This window comes from Novipirellula methanifontis, from assembly GCF_052161655.1.
GTDB lineage: Bacteria > Planctomycetota > Planctomycetia > Pirellulales > Pirellulaceae > Novipirellula.
Map to the genome: position 1 here is coordinate 3,498,209 of NZ_CP197418.1, position 26,925 is coordinate 3,525,133.

Here is a 26,925-nt window from a genome sequence, read left to right on the forward strand (position 1 = left end):
ACCTACGAGATTCCGTTGCGTTTTTTTACCTTGAAACGTAACTCTCGCTCACTGCCAGGAAAGAACACGACGTTTTGAATGCCAGCAATCCGCTGGGCAATCGAATCGAGTCGGTCGATCACCTGGAAGAAAATGGCATCGCTACCTCGATTTACCAGGGTCCACTCCTCGTGTACTGCGAGAAACAACACTCGCAACGATTCATCCATTCGCGAGTACACTACGGCACCAACGGGCTCGGAATCGAAGACAGCGACAAGTGACTGAACCGCACCCGGTGTTTCAAGTTCGATAAAGATGCGGCCGTCACTGCGTGTATGGATCACGGGGGAACCGACACGCGCGATGGTCGCCTCGAGAAACTCATTCCAAATACCCTGGTTTGGGTTGTGGAAAAGCAATTGATCAAGCGAATCCGTCGCCTCGGCGGGCAATGAACTGCACCAATGCACTTCTTTGCTATCGGGTTGCAGTGAACAATTCATCGTAGATAAATCTTGATTCTGAAATCCCATATCAAATCCGCTGGCGTGAAAAAAATGTCAGACACACAGGGTGCCGCAAAGCGATATTGGTCATTGTCGGTCCAACACTATCATTATCCAATCGCGGATGAAACGCGAGCAGGATTTAATACGTGTTGCTGAGAATTTCAGATTACGCTGCTTCCAGACCGTTCGGTTGCTGCAATAGCGACATCGTAATTTCGTCGCTGATTGTCTCGGCCTCGGCTTTGGATTGTTCGATCGGGATCCCCCACTGCATGCTGGGGCGTTTGTGGGCGATTTCGATCAGCTAAGCCTCTCACATTAATTGTTGACGACGTGAGATCTGCCGTGCGGCATACCATTTAGGGATTACAAGAACATTTCCTTTTCGTGGACGATGGTTGCGGGGGTGGCATCATTGCGGATCGCGTCGATAACCAGCTGTTCTCCCTGCGGGTTTTTGACAAAGATCGCTTTGCCGGGACTGACTTTTTCATTCCAATGTTTCTCGAAAACAGCGACCAGTTCGCGTTTGGATGCTAGCGAGCTCGGGACGGCGTGCAACATGCATTGTTTTCGATCGCGACGTTCTAACCACGGGCGGATCATCTTCGGCAACCAACGATTGACAAAGGTATCCGCTGGTACATCGATTGAGCGTGGAATCACGTAGCGGGGACTCGACAGTGGGCTCAGGGTCTCGCGGACGGCAGTCGCAAACAGTTGAGATTCGGCATCGGTGGCGTTGTCCAAATAGAGCCGGACATAGCCGCCGTCTCGCTGGTTAATCTGCACCGCCGACTCGCTGGAAATTTGTCCGGTCTCTCGCAATGAGTCCAGAATGACTTCGCTGATTGCAGAAACCAATCGGATTCGATCCCAGGGTAGGTTGACGTTTGCAAACGGTGGGTAGCCTGCAGCGAAATTGGCTCGATGCGAACCGAACTCGATCGCACGGATCGCTCGGCCGCCAAAAGGTTTCCCGATCTGCCACAGCTGGTACGCGTCGTCGCGTTTGCCCGCACGAACGAACATGTCGGTGTTCAAATCGGCAACACTCCCTTCGACAAGTTCTGGTTTCAGTTCGGTGAAAGCGGCATGCACGTGTCCCACCCCCTTTTCGATCGCTCCATCATCACACAGCCCAAAGATCGTTTCATGTTTTCGCAAAAAGCGGCGGTAATCATCCAACCCTTTGCGGAACTCGGGGGCGATGCAGACGATGTCCCAGTTATTGGCGAGTTTGCGAGGTTGTTTGGGATCGAGACGAAGCGATCGGCCACGCAATTGGTTGACGGTCATCGACGTGGTGGCGGTTGATAAATCCACAAGCACGTTGACGGAGTTGGCGTCCCATCCTTCGCCCAACAATCCACGAGTACCGACCAAGCATCGTGTCGTTCCTCGCTGGAACAGTTCCGTCATCAGTTCCACGTAAACTCGCGGGCACCAATCGCTGCCTCGGCCATTCAGCTCGTGAAACATCCCTTGCGTTTCTGACGAAAGCTCGACTTTGATGGAACGTTCGTGCAGCCAAGCGTTGGCTTCGCTCATGACCCGTTCCAGTAGATCGGTGTCGACCAACACTGAGGAACCCGTAACCAACACCGGATCAAGTTTGTTCGTTTCGGGATCGTCTAGAAGCATCCGAAACGCCGCCACTGCCCCGCCCGCTTCTTCGTCCAGTAGGTGGGCGACTTCCGATGTGATTGCCGATGTCTTCTCGAAGTCGGCGATCACGACGGCGCGAAGATCTTTACCGAGAATATCTGCCTCGTGACGAAGAATAGGCACAACGGCTCGCGTCTTGTTTCGCGTATAGGCAATCACGCGTGAGACCGGTGACGCACACGCTCGCGGCCCCGAGTCCGTGATTTGCACACCGAGCATCCGCAAACGATCGACAGCACGCATAGCCATTTCATGGTCGGCGGTGTGCGGCGAGCGGCGAAGATAGTGACGCGTGTAGCGATCGATCAAAATGACCCATTGCTCTTCCTCGGTTTCGTCGCTTGGTAATAATTCAGGAACTCCCTCGGGAAGTGCCAGTTTTTGGGACTTCAGAAACCAAGCCGCTGCCGTTACAAAGCGAGGATCCGCAGCAAAGAATTGTCGCCACTGCGATGCTTGGCGAGTGGGAAGCTGTTTGTCTCGCAGCACGCGGAGAATCCAGTCGTTCAGTGATTCCGGTGGTCGCAGGATCAGCGAACCGGGCTCGGCCGAAATTGCACAGGGTTGGCAGAGTTCATCAACCAGTTTGCTGAATTGTTGATCGACCGAGGCGATGAATTCGAGTTCCTTTTCGCTGGGACGAACGAAATAGGCGAGGTCTTGATAGGGAGCCAAGTAACCATCTTTGACAACGGCTGGCACCGGAACCTCGAAATCAATCTTGCCAAAGAAATGATCGTAACGCTGGGTGTCTTCGCGTTTCTTTCCCTCGCGATCCGGAGGCGTCGCGGTCAATCCCACAATCACAGGGTCGTCCAGATAGTCGCTGACTTCGGCCAAGACGCGGCCCCAATGTCCCAGCAAGTGATGGCACTCGTCCAGGATCAGCAATCCGACACCGTAGTCACGCAGTCGCACCAAGGCATCGAGCGACGTGCGATGCAACAGCGTCATTGCACGACCGCCGATCGCGTCCTCTTCGCGGATTTGTTTGCGGAAATATGCCAAACGCTCGTTGTAAAAGTTGGGATTGTGATCGCGTAACCCTTCAATCCAATCATCCGCTTCCTGTTCGCTAGCGGCTTGGTCTTTATCGATCAGTGTTTGAGCCCACAGATCGGATGCCCGTGCGGCTGTAAAATCGGTTGCTCGCGCAGGCAGCGTCACTGATTGGTAAGTTAGCGAGGTTAACAATCCCGGCATTTGTGCATCGGTGCTGATCAACGGTGCGAGGTCCATGCCATGTCGATGCTCGAACAACTCAGTCCGTGCAGCCCACTGGGCCTGGATTGCAGAATTGGGAGAAAGGACCAACGCAGGTTTACCCACCAGTTCGGCCCAGATATAAAGGCCCATGACGGTTTTTCCACTGCCGGGCGGAGCCACGATATGCAGCCGTCGCTTTCCCATCGCGAGTTGCTCGCTAGCGATCCGGGCGACCTCGATTTGTGACGGTCGCAGCTGACCTCGGAAACGAATGTCCGGCAAAGCAGTGTCTCGTTCGGGAAAATTGCGGTCAAACGGAATAAGTTTGTCTCAATTTAGCGTGTTTGGCGGCTAAATCGTACCGAGGCTGATCTTTGCCGTGCATCAGGCCGGTTTGAGCAACCTTATTTTCAACGGTGTCAGGGAAAAAATGGGGAAGCGGTATCAATCCCCGTAGGTCATTTCAGCTTGATTCGCAACAATAGGCGAGTGCCTTCGTTGCCGCCCGAATGGCTGTGTCACGCCGCCGCCCCTTCACCAAATCACTCGAAACGAATTCAATTGATGATCGATACTTCTCCTGCCAACGCTCGACAACGCACATCAAGCAGTCAATCCGCAGGCGATGCTTCATCGAAATCGCACATCAAAACTTCATCACAGGATCATCAGGAAGTGACCTCAGCCAAAAATACGGGCAACGTGAAAGTCCCAGCACCCCACTCCGATGCCTTATTGCGATCGATGCTGTTTGGCATCATTGTGGTTTTTGGATTGATCATCGTCTTGCTCGTCATTGGAATGGGATTGGGGTGGTTTGATCGCGGTTCCGAGGGAATCGAAAGTCCATCGGCGCGGCCGATTCCGGCCCAGTACGATGCGAATCGCGCGTTTGGTTACTTGGTCGAGCTTTGTGACATTGGACCGCGACCCTCAGGGTCCGCCGGGATGCAGAAGCAACAAGAATTGCTGACGCGGTTCTTCCGCAAAGCGGGGGCTGAAGTGTCGATGCAAACTTTTGATATTCGACACCCGGAGACCGGTGAAAACGTTTCACTTGGGAATCTAATCGCCAGCTGGAATGCCGACCAACCTAAACGGTTTCTGTTTTGTGCCCACTACGATACTCGGCCCTTCCCTGATCGCGACGAAAACAACCCGAAGGGAGTGTTTATCGGAGCCAACGATGGAGCAAGCGGAACGGCGGCGTTGATGGAATTGGCAAATCAAATGAAAACTTTGCCGGCGGACATTGGTGTCGACATGGTCTTGTTCGATGGCGAAGAATTTGTGTTCGAGCAAGGACGCGACGATTATTTTCTCGGCTCGACCTTTTTTGCCAAGAAGTACGCCGCAGCTCCGCCGCAGCATCCTTACCAAGCCGGGATCCTGTTGGACATGGTTGGCGATAAAAATTTGCAGATCTACTACGAGAACAACAGCCTGAAGCACGCACGCAGTTTGGCTCGCAGCGTCTGGGATGTCGCAGGTCGTCTCGGTGTGCGAGCTTTTGTACCTCGCAGTCGACACACGCTCGAAGACGACCACTTGTCGCTAAACGAAATCGCAAAGATTCCAACGATCGACATCATTGACTTTGACTATCCGCGTCCCGGATATGGAGTGAAGTCCTACTGGCACACCGAAAAGGATGTCCCCGAAAACTGTAGCGGAGAGTCGCTCGCTGCGGTGGTCTGGGTCGTCCACCAATGGCTTTTGGCACAATCCGGTACAGGCCGATAACGCAATGCAGCGTGACGGAAGTGATGTGGGTTGTAGGCTAGACCGCAGAAACGCCGAATTTCGGCAAGGCAGCTGGCGGAATGTCGCTGATCGCTCTGCGATCAGAACGTTGGATCGCGGAACGATCCATGTTTGTCAAATTTAGGGTTGGCTGTAGTGGACGAGGCTACGAGTCCCTGCGATTTATCGCACTTCAAGGACTCGTGGCCTCGTCCACTACCCTAAAATTCAACGCTGACAAACCACTAGCCTGCATTCTGCCTCAACCACGCTTCGAGCGGATCGTGGCTCACCCGATACCAAAATTGGCTCTCGTTCTCCCCCGCTTTAATCGGGGTTTGTTGAATGTGTCGTAAGAAGCGTCCAAAGCCGGGAGCCCTCAAAACGTTTGACAAAAGTGCCGTTTCCTGTTCCGTCAATGTCGCAAGACTGCTTCGCAAGCGAACCAGAAAATCGTCGCCAACGATGGCCGTCAACGCGTCGTAATCACGGCCGAATGCCTCGGGGTTCAGCCGTTGCAAACCGATGCTTGCCGATTGTTTGACCGAATCCGATTTAAATTGCTTCAGCGCCAACGTCATTGCCGCCAAGCAAATAGGGCCATTTTGATTGTCGCTTGCGAGGTCTTGCAACACCTTGGGGCCGTATTTCGAAGCCCCCAATAGTTGTAGACAGCATTCTTTGATCAGTATCGAGGGCCAAGTCCCCTCTTCAAAGACTTTGTCGACATTCAAGAGCGTGATGCGAGATCCCACGTTCCAGAATATCTGTTCGGAGTCAAGGTTCTCCAGTGTGTCCATGGGGATGTGGAACGCTTCCTCGCTTTTCTCGTTGTCCATCCAAGTCAATGCTTCGTCGAAGCCGTGCAGCATGCCGCCGTCGACAAGTTTGCGAATCGCCGAGATCAGGAGTGGATCGATAAACGGTGGATCTTCTTTTCGCACTCGATTCAGCGTTTGGACGACCGGATCGCTGATGATGTAGGCCACCGTGGCGGTCACCGGCTTTGCCGTTTTGTCACTGCGATTGACCGCTTCGGGTAATTCCTTGACATAAGTCGACCGTGCTGCCTGAAGCAATCCTGGTGCGAAACGAAGCATCCCATTGTGTGTCGTCCATTGGTTTACTTTGCCCGTTTCCACATCGATGCGGATGCTTTCTCTTTCGTGGGTCAGGATCAATTCACCGCCAACAAATTGGTGGTCGACCGATTCCTTGTATGCCAGAGGTAGCCAATTTACCGGACTGCTTCGGAAGCTGAATTTCAACGGGCCTTCGTTTTCATCACGGCGTGTCGTGCCTGAAAGCGTAAAGGTTCCCTTCATGAATTTGTCCCCTTCCGGATCGGCAAAATGTTCCGTGCTGAATTGAATCTGTCCATCCATCGAACTCAGCGGGATTCGCAAACATCCCGCCAGTCTCGAATGATTCAATACAAAGACGTCTCTGTCGATGAGCAGTGACACCGTCTCGGATTGGTCATCGGTTATCGTGTCGGAGGTTATCTTCAATTCTGCGAACAGTCCATCACTCGACTCGATGACCAACAGTTTGCTGTCGCCCCAATCATTGAACATTTCAATGTCATCGCCTCGGGCGGCAACCCCCGACAACCAATGACTCGCTTTCATTAGAACCGTCGCAACATCGTTGATCGGTTCATCGATCGGCGGCAGTCCGCTGCACTCTTCCACCTCCAACGAAAGCGTTAGTGTTTGTTTGTCAAAGCGAAAGCGGTGCTTTTTGAAGCGGCCACTGTCCCACAGTCGTTTTGTCAATTGTTGCAATTGATCACGGTCAATCGCGTCACCGATCGTCACACTCAAGAAGTCGAGGATCTGCGCGTTCGTGTTGATCGAATTGCCATGGATTTCTATCTCACTGATTCGGTCGGCCACTCCTTCATCAAGGATTTCGACGGTCAGAGCCGTCGTCATTTGGTCGCGGTCCACGTCGAAGCGGACCAGGACGTCGGAATGCGAAAACCCGAGGTCTGCGATGGCTTGGATCACCTGTTTTCGTAAACGAAGTTCGGAATCAAATCGGACTTCGTTACCGATCTCCCAAACAGGATCCTTCAACTTCGATTCTTTTCCTTCTTCATTCACCCAGTGCGTGGCTACGATTCCGTTGATTTCAACAAAGTTGGGGAATGCGGTGCTATCGGCGTAAGGCTCTGTCAAGCGTTGCACCAGAGCTTGAGCGTCGATCTGCTTCGCGGCCAGAATGTGAACCTGGCCACAACGAATTTGCTTGCCCTCATTGATCGTGATCTCCCATCGCGATGGCGAGGAGTCGTCGTCGGCCGCGACTGCCTCGCATTTCACGATGACTTTATCAAATCCTTCGTTGCGATATCCTTTCACGAGCAGAGTTTCAATCACGCCTGCCAATTTGGATGAGTCGCCGTAAGCGTGACTGGCAATCAGGAATTCGGGTTGAGCATTGAGTTCCGCTAGCAACTTGTGTTTGGAAAAGCTGCGATTACCAACTATTTCGATGCGATCGGCGATCGGACTAGTCTTTGCTGCTGCCGTACCGCAAATCATACTTTGCATCGCGATTGGCAGCAGAATCAGACATGTGGTAACGCGGATCCAGGCAATCACTTTTAAGTCTCCATCAAGTTGGTTCACGGGGCGCGTGTGGTTAAGGATGACCGTTGCCAATATGGAATTCGACTGTCCCGATGAGTGACCGAACACGGTAGCGTTGGGCCGGTGGCCGGTTGTCGAAATCAAGACAACGTCTCGGATTTTAGCCACTGTACTGAGAAGCGGTGCCTCTGGCATCCGTGATGCTGCGTGTTATGCGTTGGAGTGGTTGGCCGTTGCTCGGTGCGTGATCAACCAGCGATTCGTCATTCTAAGCGACGGGGAGATCCCAGGGCGACGTGGAGGGAGAGTCGTATGGGGATGGGGTGCCGTGGCAGTCGGGTTGCGACGCTTGGACGGCTTTTTGTTTTCGGCCTTAAAATTCTTGGCGACGATCGAATCTGGTGCTGAATTTCTGCAGAAAAAAATGTCTGCTTTTTAGTTTAGCAATTGTTGTAAATCCAGAAAGGAGACGTTTGTAATTGAAAATAGACGTCGTTCTTGTTGGTAACCTGGGGTATGCTGTCGTAGCGATGCCGTCTTTCTGAAAAGCACCCCTTTCGGATAGCTTCGCTTCATGTTGCGCTTTACCGATGGATGACCGAGCCAGAGAGAAAAAGTAGTCTTATGTTCGCAGGCAGTATTGTTATCGGCGTCACGCTCCTTTCGTTCGCGATCTGGTTGCACTGGAACGAACGTCAAGGGTGGGCCGGCGAGTCACACGACGATCGGTTGGATCAGCATTACTATTCGTCGCGAATGCGTTCACGCCGTTGGGTTCACGTCCTGTTTGGACTTTGCGGTATCCTGGTTATCGTCGCTGCCTTCGCTGGTCCAGGACGAGTTTGGATCGGATGCTGGATGAGCGTGATGTTGGCGTTGCTAGTAATCATGGTCTTGGCAGGCGTGGACGCGTTTCGCACGCTGCGATATCAATCGAAAAAGAAGCCCGAAATACGCCGTCAGATTTTTGAACGCGACGAATAAGGGAATCGACGATCCGTCTTTCCCGTTTTTTTGTCGCATCAATTTTTCTGTGTAACAAACACCTTTCCCAAGACGCTCGCGGGCAATGCTTCGGATTTTCAACCTTTCGCCTTTAAACTAATTCCTGTCCGCAACGTTCGCGTTATGAATCGTCGCGATTCCCGCTTTGAGGTGTGCGACGGACCGTTTCGAAAAGCATCGTCTCGATCTTTTTCTCAATCATCTTTGCTTCGTCGCGTACAGTAACGGCATTCTCAAAATCCCGATTCAGAACCGATTCTTCCAACTGAATCTGCAATTGCTCAAGTCTGTCAAATGATTCCGTTAGCTCATCGGATTCGGGGCAATAGCGAGCAGCAATTTCTCGATCATCTTCGACCAAGTACCCGCGTTCAAACATCGCATTGGTAATCTTATCGAAGCACGGGGAATCGTGTGGTACCTTCATGAAGGCGTATTCTAACGTGACATTTCGAATAAAATTCCCAGGGTGAAAAGAGATCGTGATATAGAGAGGCCGTGCGGGAAACAATTTCTGAACAAGCTCGCCGAACATCGAAAAACGTTGAGCCGCTGGCAATGTTACTCGCACAGAATCGCCGAAGATGTGGGCGGCTAAGTTTTGGCGACAAAGAGAATCCGCAATGAACTTTGCGTCCCACGTGTCGTTGGTTGGTACGTGATACATGGCCGTACAGTTGTATTAATCCGCCTTCGACCGCTGGTTCGGTGGAGTATGCAAGCCGCTTGGTACGGTCGCAGCACTTGCATCCGATGCTTCTTCGTCGAGCGTGTCGGTTGTGTCCGGTGAGCCTGGCTCCATCTTTACGACAAGGTATTGCGTGCTTCCAGCACCAAGTGTTTTCAATTTGATCGAGGTTGCTTTGAAACCGTTGCAAACGAATTTGAATTCGTGTGTACCGCTTGGCAGGTTGAATACTGGTTTAACGTTCTGGTAGCCGACCATTGCGTGGCCAACAAACTCACCATCGATCGTGACAGAAATGGGGCGAACCGACTCGATCGGTATGATGACGTCACCCACTCGAGCGGTTGGGGTATTGTTGCCAAATTGCGAAGGCATGAGGTTGGGAAGGACGAACACGATGTGAACGCTGGCGTGATCTTCCGAAACAGGCTGTTCTGCGGAGGCAGCAGTAGTGGTTAACAAGAGTGAAAACGTCAGCATGTGTTGTAAGAGTCGCATTGATGTGATGCCTTTAATTCCATTGTTGGGAAAGACTGGTGAGGTTGCGTATCGCGACCGTTTCTGTGTCGAGACAGACGGATCGATCATACGCCTAAACGTGACTGTTTTGAGGCCTGGCGTTTTTTAACAATATCAAGTTCCGCGTGTTTTGCCGCTCCGGTTCACGAAGATTGTTGATCAATCTTTCGACTACAACTTTGCAGAAACTATTGCTCATCCCGATTGCCGGTGGTTTCGGTTTTGGCGTCTTTTGCATCGGGGAGTTGCCGCCGATAGCCGACGAGATAAAGCTCGCTGTTCTTGGGAGCCTTGAATTCTTTGGGAAAGTCTTTGCCGGACAGGTCATAGCAGACACGCATCGCATTGGCGTTCTTGATCTCATAAATGGCGAGGAACGTCTTGCCCTTGTTGGGGCCAGCGGTGCTCTTGATTGTCATTCGTTTCGGAGTGGTTGTTTCGTCCAGAGTGAACGTTCCCTTGTCCGAATGATCTTCACCAACAACGGTAACTTCGTACTTGTCTTTATCGATTCGGAGCGTGATTCCGGCCAGCGCAGGCGGTGGCAACAAGACGCCGCCAAGAAGTGCGCCTTTGGGCTTCCAAATCCCGTCGTACTGGAAATTGCTGTGAATTTCAGAGGATTCAGCACGTTCGACGTTGTTGGTTTCATCGCCCACGGCGATGGGCGACACGACGAGGCAGAGAATCATAATAAGCGGGCGGCATTGCATCGAATCACCATGGAGTGTTCAGGAACGGATGTTGACTCGACCATCCGATCGAGCCCAAGCAATAAGATACCAGACGTCCGTCGGCCGCGCAATATTTCCCCGTACATATCCATTCATGGGCTGATTGCCCAACGAGAATGAAGCGAACAGGAGGAAACCGAGGAGGTCGATCAACGTTTTCGTCATCTTGGAGACGTCCGATTCAATCCGACCTCATGCATCACTTTCCCCCAATTGATATGCGATGCCCCTCTGCTTCTCTTCGAGCCGCGCGAGCGGCGGCAGCACTTAGCCCCATGCGTAAGCATGGGGTTTCGATCACCTAGACACCACACTAGCCGCGGTAGCGGCGATAGCGAGCTCCGGTGATGTCTTATGGAATATGCGAATTGACAGAGTCCAATTTAGGACCCAGTTTCAGCTAACCGGCACGGCGTTCAATAGTACGTAACGTCAATTACTGATCGAACATCGCCGACAAAAAATTTGGTAGGAAAATAGAGGAAGGAAGATAGGGCACTCAACGACTCGCATTCCCAACTTTTCTGTCTTACTCCCCGCTCTCAACTCCCCTTCGCCCTCTCTGAACCCACCGGCTATCGCAAACCCAGGCGGGTTTCACACCCGCTCGTCCATTCGACATTGCCTGTCCGCAAAAGTGGCCACCACTCAACAGCCACGCGAGGCCTTATTTGAAACGAGCCCATGGTTATTCGCCGTCGCTGCGTTGATCAAGAAAGCCGGCATCTGTGCTACACGGGCCAGCGACACTGTACGCAGCGTTCATCGTCATCGATGGCAACATTTTTCTTGCATGTTGAACAATACTCAGTGCGGGAAGTGGTGTCTTGGCTCGGGACTTCGGTCTGCGGACATGTTGCCGGCACTGGAGATGACGAAGTGCGTTTTCCTTGTATGCGAGCATTTGGGAACTCTGCGAAAAGGTCTGCAATGACCGGAGTTTTGCACGCAAGTATTCTCAGGTTCTGGGGCGTTAATTGAATATCGTTTTTGCATCGGTCACACAAACGAATCTTGAGGCGAATGAACTTGTCTTCCGCGGATGAATTGCTTGTTTCCATCGATCGTCGCATGAATGGTACAAACCAAATGGTCGCAAACAAGAAAAGGATCGGCTTGGGAAATAGATCAAGAAGCCTTCCACCCTTAGTTTCGCATTGAACTACGCAAGAGAGTGATTCACTAGTCTCGCAACCACATTGGACACAGTCTCGTTCAATTGGGAGTTCGCCGCTAGCGAGCATCTGTTCGATTGGGTGCAGCCCAATGGGACGCATCGAAGGAAGTGCGGAGATTCCAGGCTTCGTAAGTGTCATATCGTCAGCTCAATTCCGATTCAGTTGTCAGTCGGATTACGGTACCGATCAGCCAAGGGCGACGACTGATCATCCACTTCCATACACCCGACTTCGTCGCTCGGGTGCAGCGGATGGCGTATCACGGTTACGGTGTGCTTGCGGGAGCTGCTGGTACCGCCGGTTTCTGGCGTTCCAGTTTTACGACGAGCCATAGCTGACTTCCGCTTCTCGTCTGTCCCACATTCGTCTGTCAAAAATCGCTCGTCGCCGCCTACAGCCCGCTCGCACCTGTGTGCTCAACGATGGGTCGCCTGTCACCCCCCGATTCATTTCAGCATACCAACAAATTTCGCTAACCGAACGGCTAAAGTGGACCTTCCATTTGCAAATTCGCTGTCGACCCTCCGCATTCATCGTTTGCTCGTACCTACCAGTATCCAGCGTGCTGGAAAACCGTGTTGGTCTCGGCGTCAAAGAAGTAGTCAGCCCCGCCCCCATCCGACTGGACGGGGCTATGGAAGTGTGCCGCAGTTTCAGGCATGGCCCAATCGAGTCCTTCAAATCGATGGTCGAAGCGATCGCTAGTTTCCGATTCGCCATCGTTGAGTTGGTCGCGAGGAACAGCGGATCGGCCTTTGGATTCGATCCAGAGAGCGTCGAGATATTCTGTCAATTCATCAAGCGTAATCGAATACTTAGCACGGTGACCCATCGCAAATTTGTCGAGCGTGATCTCCCGAGCCTTCGGCGGAAGGTAACGTTCAACGCGGAAATCTTGAACTTCAGGATAAGTTTCGTAGTGGAATACGCCGAATCGGCGTGAGTCGAGTACAGAGCCGATGCCGGCACAGATCGGGACAAAAGCAAGCAAGCCGATGAACAACGAAACCAGCACCGTCTTTCCGAGTTTCCATTTGAACAATGGTGACACCAGGACGGCAGTCGTCACGAATCCGGCGACAATCCAGAATGTGATTTTGAACGGCAGGACGATCGGCCAGAGCATGATGGAGCGAGATGCATGATTGAACGGGACAAAGAAACGGTCCAGCGGACGGCGGCAAAAGACTTGCAGACAAACGGAGACGCTCGCCGCCGCGCCGGTGCAACCGACGGACATCGACTGGTTTCGGTCGCACTCGATAAGCAGGCTTACGCTCCGGATGTAACCTTCGATGCGCGAGCCGATCGTAACACGCGATAAACCATAAGTCCAATGAGCGAATGAAAACCACTAATTCAAGTACGAAGCCGGTGTCTAGATTTTGGCATGCGATGCGATTGATGAGGCGAAAACAAACCGCGTTCCGGGGGCCTTCGCAGTAACGCCCGGTATTAGTCGCGCCCTGCCGCTGTGAGATTTTCGGCGGGAGATTATTCAAGAATTTGTGATCTGTCTGTCTATTTTCGTGCCGCTCGGGGCCGTGAGGAGCGGGAATGTGAATTCCCAGTCGCCGGCGCCGGGAGTTCCGACACCAGAACCGCTGTGTCAGGAGCCTCACCGGAGTAGAAAGAAACGTAGTGGGTATCCCCGATCACGGTGGCGTTCGCGTTGCCCGAATCCCACGCAATCGGACTGCCGGTGGCGACTGCCTCGGAAGCAGGCCAGTTGAGCGGATGGTCAAACACGTCGTTTGGATCGACGACTCGGCGCCGAAGGATACCCCTGCCACGCTCATAGTAATAGTTGCTCAGCAAACCGGTTTCGGCGTCCAGAATCAGGCTCGGCGTGGAGGCATAGACATCGCCGACGTTGGTTTGTGCCCGCGTCCAGGTTGCGCCGTAGTCGGATGAGACCAGCTGGAATTGAGGTCGCCCGGTCTCCGTCCGTCCGACAGCGAGAATCCTGCCATTGCCGAGGTAAACAGCGGAGGGTTCGGTCGGCCAGTTCGCTTTGGTCAGTCCGGATTCGATCGGGGTCTGTTTCCAGGTCGCACCGTCGTCACTGCTGGTCAGCGTGCCCCAGGATTGAGTCGCATTGTCACTGTAGTCCCCTGCGAACCACAGTGCCATGAGCCCGATCGTGGGGACCGCGAAGACGTCGGTGATCTGCATGGGTTTCACAGCGAGTTCCGGCGTCGCCAAGAGCTTGAATGTCACTCCATCGGTGGTGCGGTAGAGGTCGTGCTTCCGCTCCTTTCCGATCCGGCGCACCCAGAGAAGCATCGCCCCCGTCGAATCCAGCCCCTTCCCGACGGTGACCTCGCCAGCGCCCGGTGTGTCGGCGACAACGGTTTCAGCCGTCCACGTTTTTCCTCCGTCTGTGGAGGTGCGAGCGTATACGGCGCGGGCGTCTTCATTGATCGTATGCGCCGAGCCCCGGCTGTACGTGCAGACCAGCTTCTCTCCGATTGCCTGAGTCATCGGCCACGAGTTGTAGCCGCTCACGTCTTGCACGACATGCGGCTCCGCAAGAGGGTACAGAGGCGTCACCTTGACCATGGCCAGGCCGGTGGGACGGGTGAACGAGTCGTCAGGATCGCCAGGCTCCCGCTGAACGCGCACCGACAGCGGGGCATCCGGCTCGATTTCATAGTATGACTCCAGAACGATCGTCCTGGTGTAGAGCGGTGCGGTGGGAAGCGATGTTCGCACGGGCTTGCCCAAAGAGTACCTAGCTGTGAACGGGGCATCCTTCACCATCTGCGACAGGTGAACCCTGTATACATCCTCATACTCGGAGCTCGTCGCCTTGTCCGTCGTCGTCACAACAATTTCAACTTTCACCGCGACGCAATCGCTAGGAAAGCCAGTCACGATACCGGTGACTGACTGCCCAGTAGTGCCACCGGATAATGACCAAACGGGAATGTGCGTGGAGCCGCTCGACATCAGCACCAGCGAAGGGGTGCCCGTCGCGATCGACATGTTGTTCGCGGTGAGGTAGACCGGGGAATCCATCGCCCTTCCTTGCATTGGTTCCTCAACCACTCGGGTGCCGTCCTTGGCAACAGCCGCATTTTCTTCGCCGGATGAATTGGCGGGTTCGCTCGCTGCAAGGTTCGTGACGAGGGTGGCAAGCAGTGCAATGTGTAGGAGGGATGATCGCATATTCATAGTTGTTATTAGTTTCATTCCAAGCAATCTAGCCGCAGTAGCGGCAACCAATGTCCGTGTTCGGCGGATGACACAAATCGGCTACGTCCAACTCACCCGTACGGTTCAATTATCCTACTCGACCTTGATTGGATGCAACATCGCTTCAGCGGCTTAAAGATATTTGGTAGGTAAATGGAGTTAGAAAGATGAGGCATTCCACATTCTGACTTTCTAATTTTCCTGTCGCTTCAATCTTTCTGTCTTGCATCGGCGATTCCCTGACACACGCGAGCACAAAGTATTCCGTTCGAACAAACACCTCCTCGCTTCCCGTCTCCTTGCTCGCTAGCGAAGCGGGCGTCAGTCGACAGCCACAACAATATCAAGTTTGCTGAATTGCCCATTGCGGAATAGCACGCATTCGCCCTGCTTTAATTCAAAGTCTCCCACTTTCACAGGGCCGGTCTTGCCGACGTTAAAGAAGACGTAGCCATCCTCCAGTTTCAAACGACTATCGGTGATCTCTTTGTCTTGGAGCACGACAATCGCGTCCGCGAGCTTACAGACATTGTCTTCGACCAGCCGGATGATTCCCATGGCGCCGGCCCGTGAGTAGACCGGCCTTGGAGTATATTTATCTTTCAACTGTTGTCGTCCGGCTTCGACAAGATTCAGTTCCGGCTCGCCGGCGGCATCAGCAGGCACGCTCTCATCGGGCTTGGCTGGCTCCCCTGCAACGATGGGCACTGGAGGCACGCTGGCCGGTTTTCCTTCACAACCGACCACGACGATAGCAACGAGTGCGCCGCAAAAAACTGGAATGTAAACTCGCATCATCTGACCGCCTCACTTTCTGAAATGAATTTACTGACCCGCCGGCAAACGACGGTTGACCATGCACTTCAAGATACCCGGCTTCGTCGCGCGGGTGCAGTGGCTTGTTAGTCATAAGAGAAGTTCGACTCGAACTTCCATGCGTCGCCATCTTGATTATATCGAAGTTCCGCCTTCGTCCACCGATCGCCTTTCGAGGCCATCGATAAATACAGTTGCTCGGCAAGCTGGGCAAGACGAGGAGTGATCGAAGCCATTCCTTGCTCTCCGCGATGATTTTTGAGGGAGTAGTCAATCCTTTGGCCGTCGCACGTAATCGTCAAGACGGCATTGGTCCAGTTCCCTGGGATGCATCCGATCGCTTCAGCGCCGATTTCATCAAAGACGGGTGCTAGCTGCTTGAAGGCGTCCGGCGCTCTGTCTGGATCACAAACTACCTTTGACTCACGACCGAACAGTTTTCTAAAGAAGCTCAAGATTCTTCCTTTGCTAAAACATGACCATTCACCTGGGCGAGCGGACAGGCAACCACTTGGTGCCTTGCGGCCCGCGACTCACCGATCCATGTAAAACGTTGGGGCTAACGCCGATGCGGCCAGCGGAGGAGAGAAACGAGCAGACGGCTGAGGACGATTGGCAGCGATTGAAAAAGTTAAATTGACAATTGTAAATTGAAAACTGGTGAGGGTGCGCTTGATGACATGGTGGAAGGGGCTCTGATGACAGGCTAGAAGCCTATCCCACATTGGCAGACTGTAAGTCTAGACTGCTTATTGGTTTAGGGCGAAGAGGACAAGGTTGGCGACGATCTTGGCTGCGTCTTCGGTGGGGTAGCCGGGGCATTGCACTGAGTTCTGGCTCTCTAGCGCACAACTGATGTCTAGCGGTGAAAAAAAGACGCTGGCCATGCCGTCAACCGTAGCAAACTCTAACAGCGGTGCGCCGCTGCGACGATTGACAGCTTGCCCGACTCCGCGGCCACTCGGTTTGCGGATCGTTACCGAGGTGATGTCGAAACCGCCGTACGCACTGGTCATCGCACGATGCGAACTGGGCATCGTCTCGAGTTCCGAACCCGGTAGCACCTGCCCCAGTTCGTGGCGAAACGACTTGGCGAACGCGTCGCTGCCGCAAATCGCGGTGCTGATCACAAAGCCGCCATTTTTAATGTATTCCGCCAAGGTCCGTCGCTGACCTGCGGTCAATTCAAACTCGGTGCGACCATGCAACCACAACACCGGAACGCCGCTCAAACCCGTCGACCCGAGCTGTACCGGTTGGTCGGCCGCGACGATGTCGATCGGCACCCGCCGGCGAATCAACTCGGCCGCGTTGGGGATCGCTCGGCGAGCTTCTTCACCACCCGCCCCCAATGACAACATCGCGATCTCGATCGATCCACGCGAGGGCTGCGGCGCATCCTCAGCGTCCAGCACGACCCGTTTTTCCAGCTTGTCTTTCAATTCGCGGCCGGTGGCATATGCAATCACGTTTTCTCCTAACCGCACGGCGACATCCAATTGTTTTCGCACAGGCTCGGACACCTCGCGGCGCGAAAACAATACGTCACTCAATTCCCAGCGACATGACAAGGAATTCGGTACGTAAAACACGGCGGTTCGGCAGCACGCTTGAACCCCATACACCCAAAAATCTTTGTCGATCAATGGGATCGCTGAGGGGTCCACTTCGTGCTGGGCAAACCACACCGGATGACTCGGCGGCAACCGGTCCAACGGTGCTCCGGTGAACCATTTTGCACACAACTCGCGAACACTCGCTTCGAATCCCGAAGCGTCTCCGCATCCATCGCCAGCTTCGGCTTCGAACAAAATCGTGCCACCTTGCTCTAAATACTCGCCCAGATTCTTGACTAAGTCAGGCGAGAAATTCAGCGAGGCTTTGCCACTGATGATCAGTATTGGGGTTTGCAGCAAATCTTCGACCGACGCGGCCTTGCCCTTGTCGTGCTGGCCGATAATGGTTTGCCAAGTCAGATCGCGGCCCCAATCACGCTCGACATGCCGGACCAATTGCTTCAGCCCCTCAGGATGCGATTGCCACTGGTTCGCCGGTTGGCTTTCGTATTGCAATTGCCCCGCGACCACTTGGCGTTTCCCTTTGCTGAGAAACAACAAAGCGAACGACGTTGCGATGTCGCGATTGTTTTCCATCGGCCCCGCTCCGGACCAAAACCCTTGGAATTGATCGTGAACGCCAAGCAATTGTTCGGCGCCTTCGCGATACCAATCATGGCCGCCGATGAACCGTCGCCCCGATAACCGGCCGACTCGCTCGAGGGCGTACAGGTAATAGAAAAAGGTCATCGAATCGCCACCCGGATTGACTTCGGTGGTAAACCGATCGCCCAGCCACTGCAGCCCCGCCTGGACGGGATCTTTTTCCGCCGATTCGTTCCCGCAGCACTGGATTTTGTCGCCGACGATTTTCGAGCTGCCAGCGGAGGTTCCATCGCGGCCGATGATCATCGAAGCGATCCCTGCGCACGTCATACTGCCGGTCGGCGGTTGGCTGCGTCCGTATCCCCATCCGCCGTTACCACGCTGGATCTTTTCCCAGTAAGCGATGGACTGCTCAAAGACATTGGTCTCAATGTCGATGCCACGATCTTTCGCAGCACCGAGCGCCAAAATGGCGAACTGAGAATTCGACGGATCGCCATTGCCAAGTCCGTTGCCGTAGCTCCAGCTTCCTGCGTGACCTGCCCCCCCGGAATTGCGTTGCGAATCGATCAACCAGCGAACGTTGCGGCGGATGCGATCCAAATCCCCGGCGGCCCCAAGTTGACAATAGACCAGCGTTTGCAGAGCGACCGAATACGTTTCTTTGGGTTCATACAGCCGCAAGTACCGCATCGCTCGAATCATGTCGGGATCATCGCGTGAGACACCCGCGTTGAGCAGCGAGAGTGTGCACAGCGAGGTCAGCCCGCACGATTGGCTGCCATATTCGTTCCATCCGCCACGGTCATTTTGCGAGCTGCGAAGATAGGCAACCCCGCGATCGATGGCTCGTTGGACGCTGGCCGCGTCAATCTCGGCAGCATACGCAGGACGGATCATCCCGGTAAGCAACAAAAGAGTCGCAAAAACGATCGTTCCGACTTGGCGTCCTCCCGTCATCTTCAATACATGTCTAAGATAACTCGACGAGAAGATTTCCCGTACCTCGGCAAAGGAATGTACGTTTTTCATCATGACTAGTCCTCCTCCTGCACCCAATTCCCCCTCACCGAATCAACCGTCGCGGAATTTAGGTGACGTGTTACGCGAGTTTTCTCAGCATCAGCAAACGATGCGGGCCGAGCTTGCAAAGGTCATTGTGGGCCAATCCGATACGATCGAGCAACTGCTTGCCGCAATCTTTACTCGCGGCCACTGTCTGCTCGAGGGAGTTCCGGGACTTGCCAAGACGCTGATGGTCAGCACGTTGGCTGAAATTCTCGACGTCTCGTTCAAACGTATCCAGTTTACACCGGATTTGATGCCCTCGGATATCACGGGCACCCAGGTAATGGAAGAAAACGAGTCGGGGCGGCGAAGTTTCCGCTTTGTCCAAGGCCCGATCTTTACCAACATCCTGCTGGCGGACGAAATCAACCGGACGCCCCCGAAAACCCAGGCGGCCCTTTTAGAGGCGATGCAGGAGCGGCAAATCACCGTGGGAACGGAAACCTATCCGTTGTCGCCGCCCTTTTTCACTATCGCGACCCAAAACCCAATCGAGCAAGAGGGAACCTACCCGCTTCCGGAAGCGCAGCTCGACCGATTTATGTTCAACATCAAAGTCGGCTACCCCACGGCGGCCGAAGAAGAGCAAATTTTGACAGCGACGACACGTGGCGAAACTCCCACAGTCAACAAGGTGTTGTCATCACGTGCGATCTTGAATATTCAAAAATTGGTTTCCAGCATTGCGGTCAATCCGCTGGTGATCCGTTATGCATCGCAGATTGTCCGTGCGACTCGCCCCAAAGACGAAACCGCGCCGGAATATATTCGCGAGCTGGTCGATTGGGGTGCGGGCCCTCGTGCTGGCCAGAACCTGATCAACGGTGGTAAAGCGATCGCGGCGATGAACGGGCGGTTTAGTGTCGACCCGAGCGACATTCAGCGGATCGCTCTTCCGGTCCTGCGTCACCGTATCGCGACAAACTTCCAAGCTCAGGCCGAGGGCATGGATACGGACGCGGTGATCGAGCGACTATTGAAAGACATCCCTGTCCCCGAACCGGAAAAGATGACGAAGTCCTAATCGTGTCCTCTTTGCTTTCCCCCGAATCGATCCAACAAATCAAACGACTCGACCTGCGTGCGAGGATGGTCGTGCGTGGATTTTTACAGGGGTTGCACTCCAGTCCGTTTCATGGGTTTTCGGTCCAGTTCAGTGAACACCGGCGCTACAACCAAGGCGATGATCCGAAACTAATTGATTGGTTGGTCTACGCAAAAACCGACAAGTACTATGTCAAACGTTTTGAAGCGGAAACAAATTTAACAGGCTACTTGGCGATCGATCTGTCGAAGTCGATGGGGTTCACCGAGAGCCAGAGTATGACCAAGTTCGAATACGCTACGTGCTTGGCTGCGTCGCTGACCTATTTGATGACGATGCAGCAAGACCCGGTGGGATTGTTGACGCTGGGGGAAAAGGTACGTGCGGAATTACCGGCGCGAAGTCGGCGAGGGCATCTCGGCGATGTGATGGCGCGATTGACGCAAATGAAGCCGATGGGCAACACCGATCTGGCGGCGTCGCTAACGCAGGTCGCTGCGATGCTGAAGCATCATTCGTTGGTGATGTTGTTTTCTGATTTACTGGACGATCCCGAAGCGACGCTTTCCGCGCTCGCTCGGCTGCGGCATGGCGGTCACGATGTGATCGTGTTTCACATTCTCGACGAAGCCGAAGTGAACTTTCCCTACGACGGGCCGGTCCAGTTCGAGGACAGCGAGACCAACGAGACGATTACGGTGGACGCGACGGGATTTCGCGAAGATTATCTGGCGCAACTGAAAGAGTTCCGCGACAACTATCGCGAGCGATGCGCCAATTTGCGTATTGACTATGTGCCGTTGGACACCAGCATGCCGTTTGACAAAGCGTTAACGGAGTATTTGATGCAGCGTCAAAAGTCCAAGTAACTTGAAACCAGCGGTAAAACAATCTCGTGACATTCTTAAATGCAACTCTGATGCTTGGTCTCGCGGCAGCCGCCGTGCCGATCGTGCTGCATTTTCTGTCGCGGCGCGAGCCCAAGAAGGTCGTGTTCCCGTCGCTACGTTTTTTGACTCAGCGTTACGAGACGAACCGCAGCCGACTGAAAATCCGTCGTTGGTGGCTGTTGGCATTGCGGATTGCGGCGATCGCCGCAGTGGCATTCGCGTTTGCAAGGCCGGTGATCCATCAATCGCTCTCACTAACGTGGGTGACGATCGGCTTGGTGGCCGCCGCAGGCTTAGGCTTGTTGGTATTGGCGGGGATCGCGATCGCGCGTGGCTTTTCACCTCCCTTGCGTTACGCGTTGACCGGCATTGCCGTGTTGGCATTATTGTCGGCGATCATTTGGGGCGGCGTGACGTATGCAACCGGTCCCCGACCGGCAACCGATTCCGCATCGCCGGTGGCGATTGCGATTGTCATCGACAATTCGGCAACGTCCAGCTGGCAAACCAGTGCTGACGATCGGATGCAGCGGATCGAGTCGCTGGCCGAATGGATCGTAACTCGCGTGCCACGCAGCAGCCGGATTGCGGTGGTCGATCGCTCGCCGAGCCCGGCAACGTTTGCGTTGGACAGTGCGAGTGCGTTATCGCAAATCGAGCAAATTGAACCGCTGGCGGTGACTCAGCCGATCACGAGCCGTATCGCCGCGGCGATTAGCTTGGTTCAATCGAGCGATCTCACTGCGCGGGCTGTGATCGTGATCAGCGACCTCAGTGAATCGAGTTGGCAGGAGGCGATCGACGACGCAAGTACCCAGCAATTGCTGGAGACGGAACCCGTCGTCAATCTAACGTTGGTCGATCTTGGAGATTTTGCGGGTACGAATCGATTCGTTTCTTCACTGCAAGTTTCCGATCTGACGCCGCCCGCCGCGACGTCGGTGTCGGTTTCCGCACGCGTGGGGATCGCGGGCAACGTGAACGAAAAGAGCCAATCGATTACGGCCGAATTGGAAATGTACGACACTGATCCTGCATTGCCCGTCATCCGCGATGGCAAAATCCAGCGGCCAGAGCTGCGAAGTGTGGATCGTACGAACGTTCGTCTCAGTGGCAGCGGGACGGCCGAGGTTTTGTTGGCCGTGCCGCCGATGCAAGTGGGGACGCACCACGGGCAAATTCGCTTGGTCGGTGACGATTCGATCGCGTTGGATAACGTTCGCTATTTTTCGATCGAGGTGTTGCCGTCGTCCCCCGTCTTAATCGTCAGCGACAGTGACGAAGAAGCTCGCGTGCTGGGCCAATCGATCACCGCGCCGTTGATGATCGATGACCCGAATGCGGAATACCGCGTCGAATCGATTCGCTATCAAGATTTTGCCGTCGTCCGACTGGCTGACTTTGATGCCGTGATGCTATTGGACCCGCCCAATCGCGCGCTCGAGGATCCTCAACTTGCCCAATATATTCAACGTGGAGGCGGCGTCTTTGTCGCGCTAGGGCCGGCTGCCGAAACGACATCCGAGGCATCTGCAACATGGCCGAGACGCGTCCGTCGTTGGCGAGTGCCCGAGCCGGGGACGTTTTTACAACCGCTGAATCAGTCGCATCCGCTGCTCGCTCCGCTCAGTAACATTGCCGGCGGGGTGCCATGGAACCAATTTCGCATTGCCCAATATTGGCAAGTCGAAACGCGAACGCAAGACAAAGTGAAACTCCGCCGATTGGCCCAGTTCGCCGGCACCGAGCACGCTGCGATTGTCGAGGTGGCCAACGAGGATGCCGATACGCCCAGCCGCGTTGTGATGATGACGACGCCGCTGCCTGCACTGGCCAATGCGACTCGCCGCTGGAACGAACTGTTCAGCGGTACGGACGCATGGCCTGCTTTCTTGTTGGTTCGCGAGCTCGCCGATTACTTGACGGAGCGTTCGGCGGGATTGCGTGATACGTTGGTCGGCCAACCTCACACCATCAACCTCGCTTCGTCGGATGCATCTGCGGCGGGGTCCAGTGGTCGAGTCGTAATGGTCAACAGTGCCGATTCGAAGCCCGCCGGCGAGCGATTAACGCGTCGTTACCAACTGTATCCGCCGGGGGACACCAGCTCGATTCCGATCGACGTCGATATCGACAGTCAACAATTCACGGTGACCAACATCAACGCTCCGGGAACTTATTGGATTCGCGGGCCAGGACTGCATACCGGTTTTTCAGCGAACATTGCCGATACCGCCACCCGTCTCGCTCGCGTCGATTCCGAGACGCTTCTCAACGCGTTTGCAAGTGACCATGTTCAATTGGTTACCGACCGCGAAGAGATCGATTTGCGTGGCGACCAGGACAGTCAACGTGTTTCGCTGCATTCACCGGCGATGTTATTAGCATTAGTCGTGTTTTTGCTGGAACAGATTTTGGGAAATCGATTCTATCGAAAACGCGATAGTGGCCGATCCTCGATCAAGCAAGCGTCCACTGCTGCGGGAGCCACCGCGTGAGTTCGTTTTTGATCGAGCCGATCTATGATTCTGTCGTCGTTGCCATTTTGGTTTCGCTGCTAGTCGTTGCCGTTTTGGTGTTGGTGACGCCGCCAACGGACAATCCGAAGCAGCGTCGTTGGTTAATTGGACTTCGTTTCCTTGCCGCGTTTATTTTAATGCTGGCTATTTTTCGGCCTGGATTTGTCCAGACCGATACGCGTCCTGCCGAAGCGACGTTGGTGGTTGCCGTGGACACATCGCGGAGCATGACGTTTCCCGATGACGATCGCGCCGATCGCTGGACGCATCAGCAACAAGCGTGGCGTGAACTCGCCGGCGGCGTTGCGTCGCTCGACGAATCGATGAGCGTCCGCTTACTCGGATACGACAAAGCAGCGACAGAATTGGACAACGCACTTCCGACCGCGCTGGACGACCGCACACCCGAGGGCGATTTGACGGACCTGGCGTCCGCAGCGACTGCGGCGATCGCGGCGGCTCAAGGGCAACCGCTGGCCGGAGTCGTATTGATGGGCGATGGCGCCCAAACCGCGCCGATCGATGGTGCCGGAGCCGAGCGGATCGCTCAGACGTTGAAAACATGGGGCGTCCCACTGTGGACCGTCCCAATCGGACCGGCCGGAGGCCAAGCGGCTAACCGCGATGCCGGGATCGACGCGTTGCCCGAGAGTTTCCAGCTTTTTGCCAAGAACGAATTCGACGTCAATTTCCAAGTGCAATTGCGAGGCCTGGCTGGGACCGAGGTACCGCTGCGTGTCCGCTGGATCGATGAAAAAGGAAACTCGACGGTCGCAGCAGAGCGGCAAATCGTTGCCGAAAAAGCAAGCGAGGTTAAAGGAATGTCGCTGCAAGTCGTCGCTCCCGCACCGGGCGTGTATCGATTGAATGTCGAAGTCGATCCCGTCGAAGGCGAGCTGGTGACGTCCAATAATTTGCAAACCGCGTTTGTGAATGTGCGTGAAGGTGGCGGCCGGATCTTGTTTCTCGAAGGTACGTCGCGGGTAGAGCAAACGTATCTGCGAAGTGCCCTGAGACGGTTTCCCGATCTCGACCTGACTTATCAGTGGATCCCGAGCGACACCGCAGCACGGTGGCCGATCGGGTTGCGTGATTGGTTTCAAAAAGGCAAATTCGACATCTATATCATCGGCGATTTGGATGCCGACGCGATTGGTCGCGAGCAATTGACACAGCTCGCTCAATCGGTGTCCGAAGGAGCGGGGTTGGTGATGTTGGGCGGCTTCCACAATTATGACGCTGGCGGCTATGCCAACTCGCCTTTGGCGGATGTATTGCCGGTGCAAATGGACGCGTCGCGTCGTGTTTCGATTCAATCCAACGACGTTGACAATCTGCGTTTGCAGATCCCAGGTCCGATCACGGTCAACCGATCACGCTCGCATCCGATCACCAATATTGGCGGCGAGGATCCTGACAAAACGTGGGCGTCGCTGCCGAGTTTGTTAGGTGCGAACCGCTTCGTCGGGCCCAAAGTTTCACCCGGCGTGCAAGTGTTGCTTGAAACGGCCGACAAAGATCCGTTGTTGGTCGTCGGCGAATACGGACGCGGGCGGACCGCCGCGGTCGCGTTTGATTCAACATGGCGTTGGTGGCGTGAAGGCCGCAGCGAAGCCTATCGTCGTTTTTGGCGTCAACTGGCACTGTGGTTGCTTTCGCGCGAAGAGGACTCGGGGGATCGCATTTTTATCGAGCTGGACTCGCGACGATTCGCCAACGAATCCGAAACCGGATTTCGAGCTCGATTGAGTTCAGTAGCAGACGAACCGACGACGGTCAAATTGACGGCGGAGGTTATCGACGAGAACAATCGAGTCACGGCGATCACCGACACTGCGAGCTCAATGCAGGCCGGTGAGCAAACGGTCGCGGGTATGATTCCCAATTTAGCGCCTGGCTATTACCGGCTGAAAGTCGGCCCGGCCGATAACGATTCGAAAATCAAACCGGAAACCTTGGCATTCCAAGTGATTGACCAGAGCCGCGAAATGTTGATGCCGATGGCCGACCCAGGTTACTTGCGACAATTGGCCGAGATTACGAAGGATCACGGCGGAGCTGCGTTTTCGCACGAGGAAATCGGCCAGCTAGTCCAGCGGATCGCTGAGCGTCGCCATCAAGCCGAGGCTCCCGTAGTCGAGAAGCGAACGCTGGGCGACGATCCCATCAGCGGCTGGCTTCTGTTTGTACTATTCGCCGGAGCGCTATCGATCGAATGGTATTTGCGACGACGATGGGGATTAGTGTGATCGTCGCTGATCGCTCCGCGATCTTGGCGAGCAGCGGAACGGATTCAGCTACTGCAACAAATTCTGAGGTGGGTTGTATTGGTAGCTTTGGTACTAAGCAGGTCGTTCGGTATATACCGGTGAAACGTCGATCCATTTGTGAGCCGACGGCGCTAGCCGCGGGCCGCTAATATTGCAGGAAACTTGCCCGCGGCTAGCGCCGTCGGCTCAGATCATTATATGGAATGACTCATATTGACCTGCCTAGCTTCACGTTTTGATCGCGCGAGCGATCAACGACGTTAATTCATGCTGAATTTTGGGGGGAACGGCTCATCGCCCTGTGAACGGCAATCGCCGTCCTGTTCTTCGGAGGAGACCGTATGCAGATTCACCTTGCCGCTGCGAAGCAAACGGACTAATTCCGCGGCCCGGTCATCGACGTCCGCGATCGCCAACAATCGCAACTTGGCTTCGATTTCAAACGGCAGCGTGTACGAGATGATGTCGGTAATGGGGCCGAGTCCCATTTGACCGGCCATCAATTCATGCAGACTCTTGGACGCCTGTTTGCTCGCCGGGATGATGGTCGCAAAGGCCTCGAGCAATTCTTTTTTCAGCTGAGTTCGATGCTCCGCCCCAATCGGCGGATAGAAATCCGAGCGTACGTCGACTTCCGCGATGCGAAACGGACGCCCTGCATCGACTTCGCGAGTAATAATGGCCCGCTTTACTCCGACCAACAAAATATTGTGCTGGTCGTTCTCCAATTCGGCGTGAGACACGATCCGGCCGATACAGATCGTGGTGGCGATCGGCGGTTGCTCATTGGGCATCACCGCGATGCCCCCCGTCAGAGTCGCCATCGCAATCAAGCGATCTGAGGCCAGCGATTCGCGAAGCATCTCGCAATATCGAGGCTCAAACAGATGCAAAGGCTGCATCGCATGCGGAAACATCACCAGCTCGGGCAACGGAAACAGACGGACCCGACCATCAAAATCGTCTGGCAACTGAATCACATCGTCTAAATTATCCATCTGCTATTCGCACCTTTTCCTGTGTACGAGCCCCTGTCCGACGAGCTGCCTAGCGTATTGTGTCTGCGACGCACGCTACATCTGCCGTAGCGAAAGTCCAGTAGCGAAAGTCCAGTAGCGAAAGTCCAGT

At 54.6% G+C, this 26,925-nt stretch carries 21 protein-coding genes; 7 read left to right on the forward strand and 14 right to left on the reverse strand.

The window, feature by feature from the left end; translation table 11 throughout:
• Window positions 1-2 precede the first annotated feature (2 nt).
• Together SH528x_RS12465 and SH528x_RS12470 are read right to left on the reverse strand one after the other, a co-directional pair.
• Window positions 3-485, reverse strand: coding sequence for a hypothetical protein (locus SH528x_RS12465; protein WP_442510846.1), 483 nt, complete (start codon window positions 483-485; stop codon window positions 3-5).
• 372 nt (window positions 486-857) lie between these two features.
• Complete coding sequence (locus tag SH528x_RS12470) at window positions 858-3,647, reverse strand: DEAD/DEAH box helicase (RefSeq protein WP_442510847.1); 2,790 nt, start codon at window positions 3,645-3,647, stop codon at window positions 858-860.
• A gap of 462 nt (window positions 3,648-4,109) precedes the next feature.
• Here SH528x_RS12470 and SH528x_RS12475 point away from each other — a divergent pair, with 462 nt between their 5' ends.
• The gene (locus SH528x_RS12475) at window positions 4,110-5,108 is read left to right on the forward strand and encodes a M28 family peptidase (protein WP_442512117.1); all 999 of its coding nucleotides are present in this window, start codon (window positions 4,110-4,112) and stop codon (window positions 5,106-5,108) included.
• A gap of 245 nt (window positions 5,109-5,353) precedes the next feature.
• Here SH528x_RS12475 and SH528x_RS12480 read toward each other — a convergent pair whose 3' ends face one another.
• On the reverse strand, window positions 5,354-7,744 hold the full coding sequence (locus SH528x_RS12480; RefSeq protein ID WP_442510848.1) for a POTRA domain-containing protein: 2,391 nt from the start codon (window positions 7,742-7,744) through the stop codon (window positions 5,354-5,356).
• 585 nt (window positions 7,745-8,329) lie between these two features.
• On the opposite strand from SH528x_RS12480, the gene SH528x_RS12485 reads away from it, so the two are divergent.
• Window positions 8,330-8,689, forward strand: a complete 360-nt coding sequence (locus SH528x_RS12485) for a hypothetical protein (RefSeq protein ID WP_442510849.1) — start codon at window positions 8,330-8,332, stop codon at window positions 8,687-8,689.
• A 142-nt stretch (window positions 8,690-8,831) separates the two neighbouring features.
• On the opposite strand, the gene SH528x_RS12490 is transcribed toward SH528x_RS12485, so the two are convergent.
• From SH528x_RS12490 to SH528x_RS12515, 6 genes are all read right to left on the reverse strand, one after another.
• The gene (locus SH528x_RS12490) at window positions 8,832-9,377 is read right to left on the reverse strand and encodes a DNA helicase UvrB (RefSeq protein ID WP_442510850.1); all 546 of its coding nucleotides are present in this window, start codon (window positions 9,375-9,377) and stop codon (window positions 8,832-8,834) included.
• A gap of 15 nt (window positions 9,378-9,392) precedes the next feature.
• Window positions 9,393-9,896, reverse strand: a complete 504-nt coding sequence (locus SH528x_RS12495) for a hypothetical protein (protein ID WP_442510851.1) — start codon at window positions 9,894-9,896, stop codon at window positions 9,393-9,395.
• Between the two features lie 209 nt (window positions 9,897-10,105).
• The gene (locus tag SH528x_RS12500; RefSeq protein ID WP_442510852.1) at window positions 10,106-10,609 is read right to left on the reverse strand and encodes a TIGR03067 domain-containing protein; all 504 of its coding nucleotides are present in this window, start codon (window positions 10,607-10,609) and stop codon (window positions 10,106-10,108) included.
• A 730-nt stretch (window positions 10,610-11,339) separates the two neighbouring features.
• Window positions 11,340-11,555, reverse strand: coding sequence for a hypothetical protein (locus tag SH528x_RS12505; RefSeq protein WP_442510853.1), 216 nt, complete (start codon window positions 11,553-11,555; stop codon window positions 11,340-11,342).
• A gap of 432 nt (window positions 11,556-11,987) precedes the next feature.
• Window positions 11,988-12,161, reverse strand: coding sequence for a hypothetical protein (locus SH528x_RS12510; RefSeq protein ID WP_442510854.1), 174 nt, complete (start codon window positions 12,159-12,161; stop codon window positions 11,988-11,990).
• Window positions 12,162-12,376: 215 nt separating this feature from the next.
• The gene (locus tag SH528x_RS12515; RefSeq protein WP_442510855.1) at window positions 12,377-12,955 is read right to left on the reverse strand and encodes a hypothetical protein; all 579 of its coding nucleotides are present in this window, start codon (window positions 12,953-12,955) and stop codon (window positions 12,377-12,379) included.
• A gap of 15 nt (window positions 12,956-12,970) precedes the next feature.
• On the opposite strand from SH528x_RS12515, the gene SH528x_RS12520 reads away from it, so the two are divergent.
• The gene (locus SH528x_RS12520; protein WP_442510856.1) at window positions 12,971-13,153 is read left to right on the forward strand and encodes a hypothetical protein; all 183 of its coding nucleotides are present in this window, start codon (window positions 12,971-12,973) and stop codon (window positions 13,151-13,153) included.
• Between the two features lie 197 nt (window positions 13,154-13,350).
• Here the strand turns inward: SH528x_RS12520 and SH528x_RS12525 are convergent, their stop codons facing one another.
• From SH528x_RS12525 to SH528x_RS12540, 4 genes are all read right to left on the reverse strand, one after another.
• The gene (locus tag SH528x_RS12525; protein WP_442510857.1) at window positions 13,351-15,006 is read right to left on the reverse strand and encodes an exo-alpha-sialidase; all 1,656 of its coding nucleotides are present in this window, start codon (window positions 15,004-15,006) and stop codon (window positions 13,351-13,353) included.
• Window positions 15,007-15,348: 342 nt separating this feature from the next.
• Window positions 15,349-15,825 (reverse strand): hypothetical protein, encoded by a 477-nt coding sequence (locus SH528x_RS12530; RefSeq protein ID WP_442510858.1) that lies wholly within the window; start codon window positions 15,823-15,825, stop codon window positions 15,349-15,351.
• A 104-nt stretch (window positions 15,826-15,929) separates the two neighbouring features.
• The gene (locus tag SH528x_RS12535; protein ID WP_442510859.1) at window positions 15,930-16,079 is read right to left on the reverse strand and encodes a hypothetical protein; all 150 of its coding nucleotides are present in this window, start codon (window positions 16,077-16,079) and stop codon (window positions 15,930-15,932) included.
• Between the two features lie 513 nt (window positions 16,080-16,592).
• Window positions 16,593-19,040 carry a DUF4159 domain-containing protein gene (locus SH528x_RS12540; RefSeq protein WP_442510860.1) on the reverse strand — a complete coding sequence of 816 codons (2,448 nt, stop codon included), beginning with the start codon at window positions 19,038-19,040 and terminating at the stop codon, window positions 16,593-16,595.
• A gap of 64 nt (window positions 19,041-19,104) precedes the next feature.
• On the opposite strand from SH528x_RS12540, the gene SH528x_RS12545 reads away from it, so the two are divergent.
• Genes SH528x_RS12545 through SH528x_RS12560 form a run of 4 tightly spaced genes read left to right on the forward strand, consistent with a single transcriptional unit; the run spans window position 19,105 to window position 25,776 of the window.
• Window positions 19,105-20,097, forward strand: a complete 993-nt coding sequence (locus SH528x_RS12545) for an AAA family ATPase (protein ID WP_442512118.1) — start codon at window positions 19,105-19,107, stop codon at window positions 20,095-20,097.
• Window positions 20,098-20,099: 2 nt separating this feature from the next.
• Window positions 20,100-20,987, forward strand: coding sequence for a DUF58 domain-containing protein (locus SH528x_RS12550; protein WP_442510861.1), 888 nt, complete (start codon window positions 20,100-20,102; stop codon window positions 20,985-20,987).
• A 26-nt stretch (window positions 20,988-21,013) separates the two neighbouring features.
• Window positions 21,014-23,506: a BatA domain-containing protein gene (locus SH528x_RS12555; RefSeq protein WP_442510862.1), complete on the forward strand. Its 2,493-nt coding sequence runs from the start codon at window positions 21,014-21,016 to the stop codon at window positions 23,504-23,506.
• Window positions 23,503-25,776: a glutamine amidotransferase gene (locus tag SH528x_RS12560; RefSeq protein ID WP_442510863.1), complete on the forward strand. Its 2,274-nt coding sequence runs from the start codon at window positions 23,503-23,505 to the stop codon at window positions 25,774-25,776. Before SH528x_RS12555 ends, SH528x_RS12560 begins: the two co-directional genes overlap by 4 nt.
• Window positions 25,777-26,057: 281 nt before the next feature.
• On the opposite strand, the gene SH528x_RS12565 is transcribed toward SH528x_RS12560, so the two are convergent.
• On the reverse strand, window positions 26,058-26,795 hold the full coding sequence (locus tag SH528x_RS12565; RefSeq protein WP_442510864.1) for an LON peptidase substrate-binding domain-containing protein: 738 nt from the start codon (window positions 26,793-26,795) through the stop codon (window positions 26,058-26,060).
• Window positions 26,796-26,925 lie beyond the last annotated feature (130 nt).

What these genes read in the sequence shown, in the direction of transcription:
- SH528x_RS12490 (WP_442510850.1), bottom strand. Translation starts at nt 9,377, where the DNA reads ATGTATCACGTACCAACCAACGACACGTGGGACGCAAAGTTCATTGCG.
- SH528x_RS12530 (WP_442510858.1), bottom strand. Translation starts at nt 15,825, where the DNA reads ATGATGCGAGTTTACATTCCAGTTTTTTGCGGCGCACTCGTTGCTATC.
- SH528x_RS12500 (WP_442510852.1), bottom strand. Translation starts at nt 10,609, where the DNA reads ATGATTCTCTGCCTCGTCGTGTCGCCCATCGCCGTGGGCGATGAAACC.
- SH528x_RS12510 (WP_442510854.1), bottom strand. Translation starts at nt 12,161, where the DNA reads ATGGCTCGTCGTAAAACTGGAACGCCAGAAACCGGCGGTACCAGCAGC.
- SH528x_RS12485 (WP_442510849.1), top strand. Translation starts at nt 8,330, where the DNA reads ATGTTCGCAGGCAGTATTGTTATCGGCGTCACGCTCCTTTCGTTCGCG.
- SH528x_RS12520 (WP_442510856.1), top strand. Translation starts at nt 12,971, where the DNA reads ATGATTGAACGGGACAAAGAAACGGTCCAGCGGACGGCGGCAAAAGAC.
- SH528x_RS12515 (WP_442510855.1), bottom strand. Translation starts at nt 12,955, where the DNA reads ATGCTCTGGCCGATCGTCCTGCCGTTCAAAATCACATTCTGGATTGTC.
- SH528x_RS12525 (WP_442510857.1), bottom strand. Translation starts at nt 15,006, where the DNA reads ATGAATATGCGATCATCCCTCCTACACATTGCACTGCTTGCCACCCTC.
- SH528x_RS12565 (WP_442510864.1), bottom strand. Translation starts at nt 26,795, where the DNA reads ATGGATAATTTAGACGATGTGATTCAGTTGCCAGACGATTTTGATGGT.
- SH528x_RS12540 (WP_442510860.1), bottom strand. Translation starts at nt 19,040, where the DNA reads ATGATGAAAAACGTACATTCCTTTGCCGAGGTACGGGAAATCTTCTCG.
- SH528x_RS12495 (WP_442510851.1), bottom strand. Translation starts at nt 9,896, where the DNA reads ATGCGACTCTTACAACACATGCTGACGTTTTCACTCTTGTTAACCACT.
- SH528x_RS12465 (WP_442510846.1), bottom strand. Translation starts at nt 485, where the DNA reads ATGAATTGTTCACTGCAACCCGATAGCAAAGAAGTGCATTGGTGCAGT.
- SH528x_RS12535 (WP_442510859.1), bottom strand. Translation starts at nt 16,079, where the DNA reads ATGGCTTCGATCACTCCTCGTCTTGCCCAGCTTGCCGAGCAACTGTAT.
- SH528x_RS12475 (WP_442512117.1), top strand. Translation starts at nt 4,110, where the DNA reads ATGCTGTTTGGCATCATTGTGGTTTTTGGATTGATCATCGTCTTGCTC.
- SH528x_RS12505 (WP_442510853.1), bottom strand. Translation starts at nt 11,555, where the DNA reads ATGCTCGCATACAAGGAAAACGCACTTCGTCATCTCCAGTGCCGGCAA.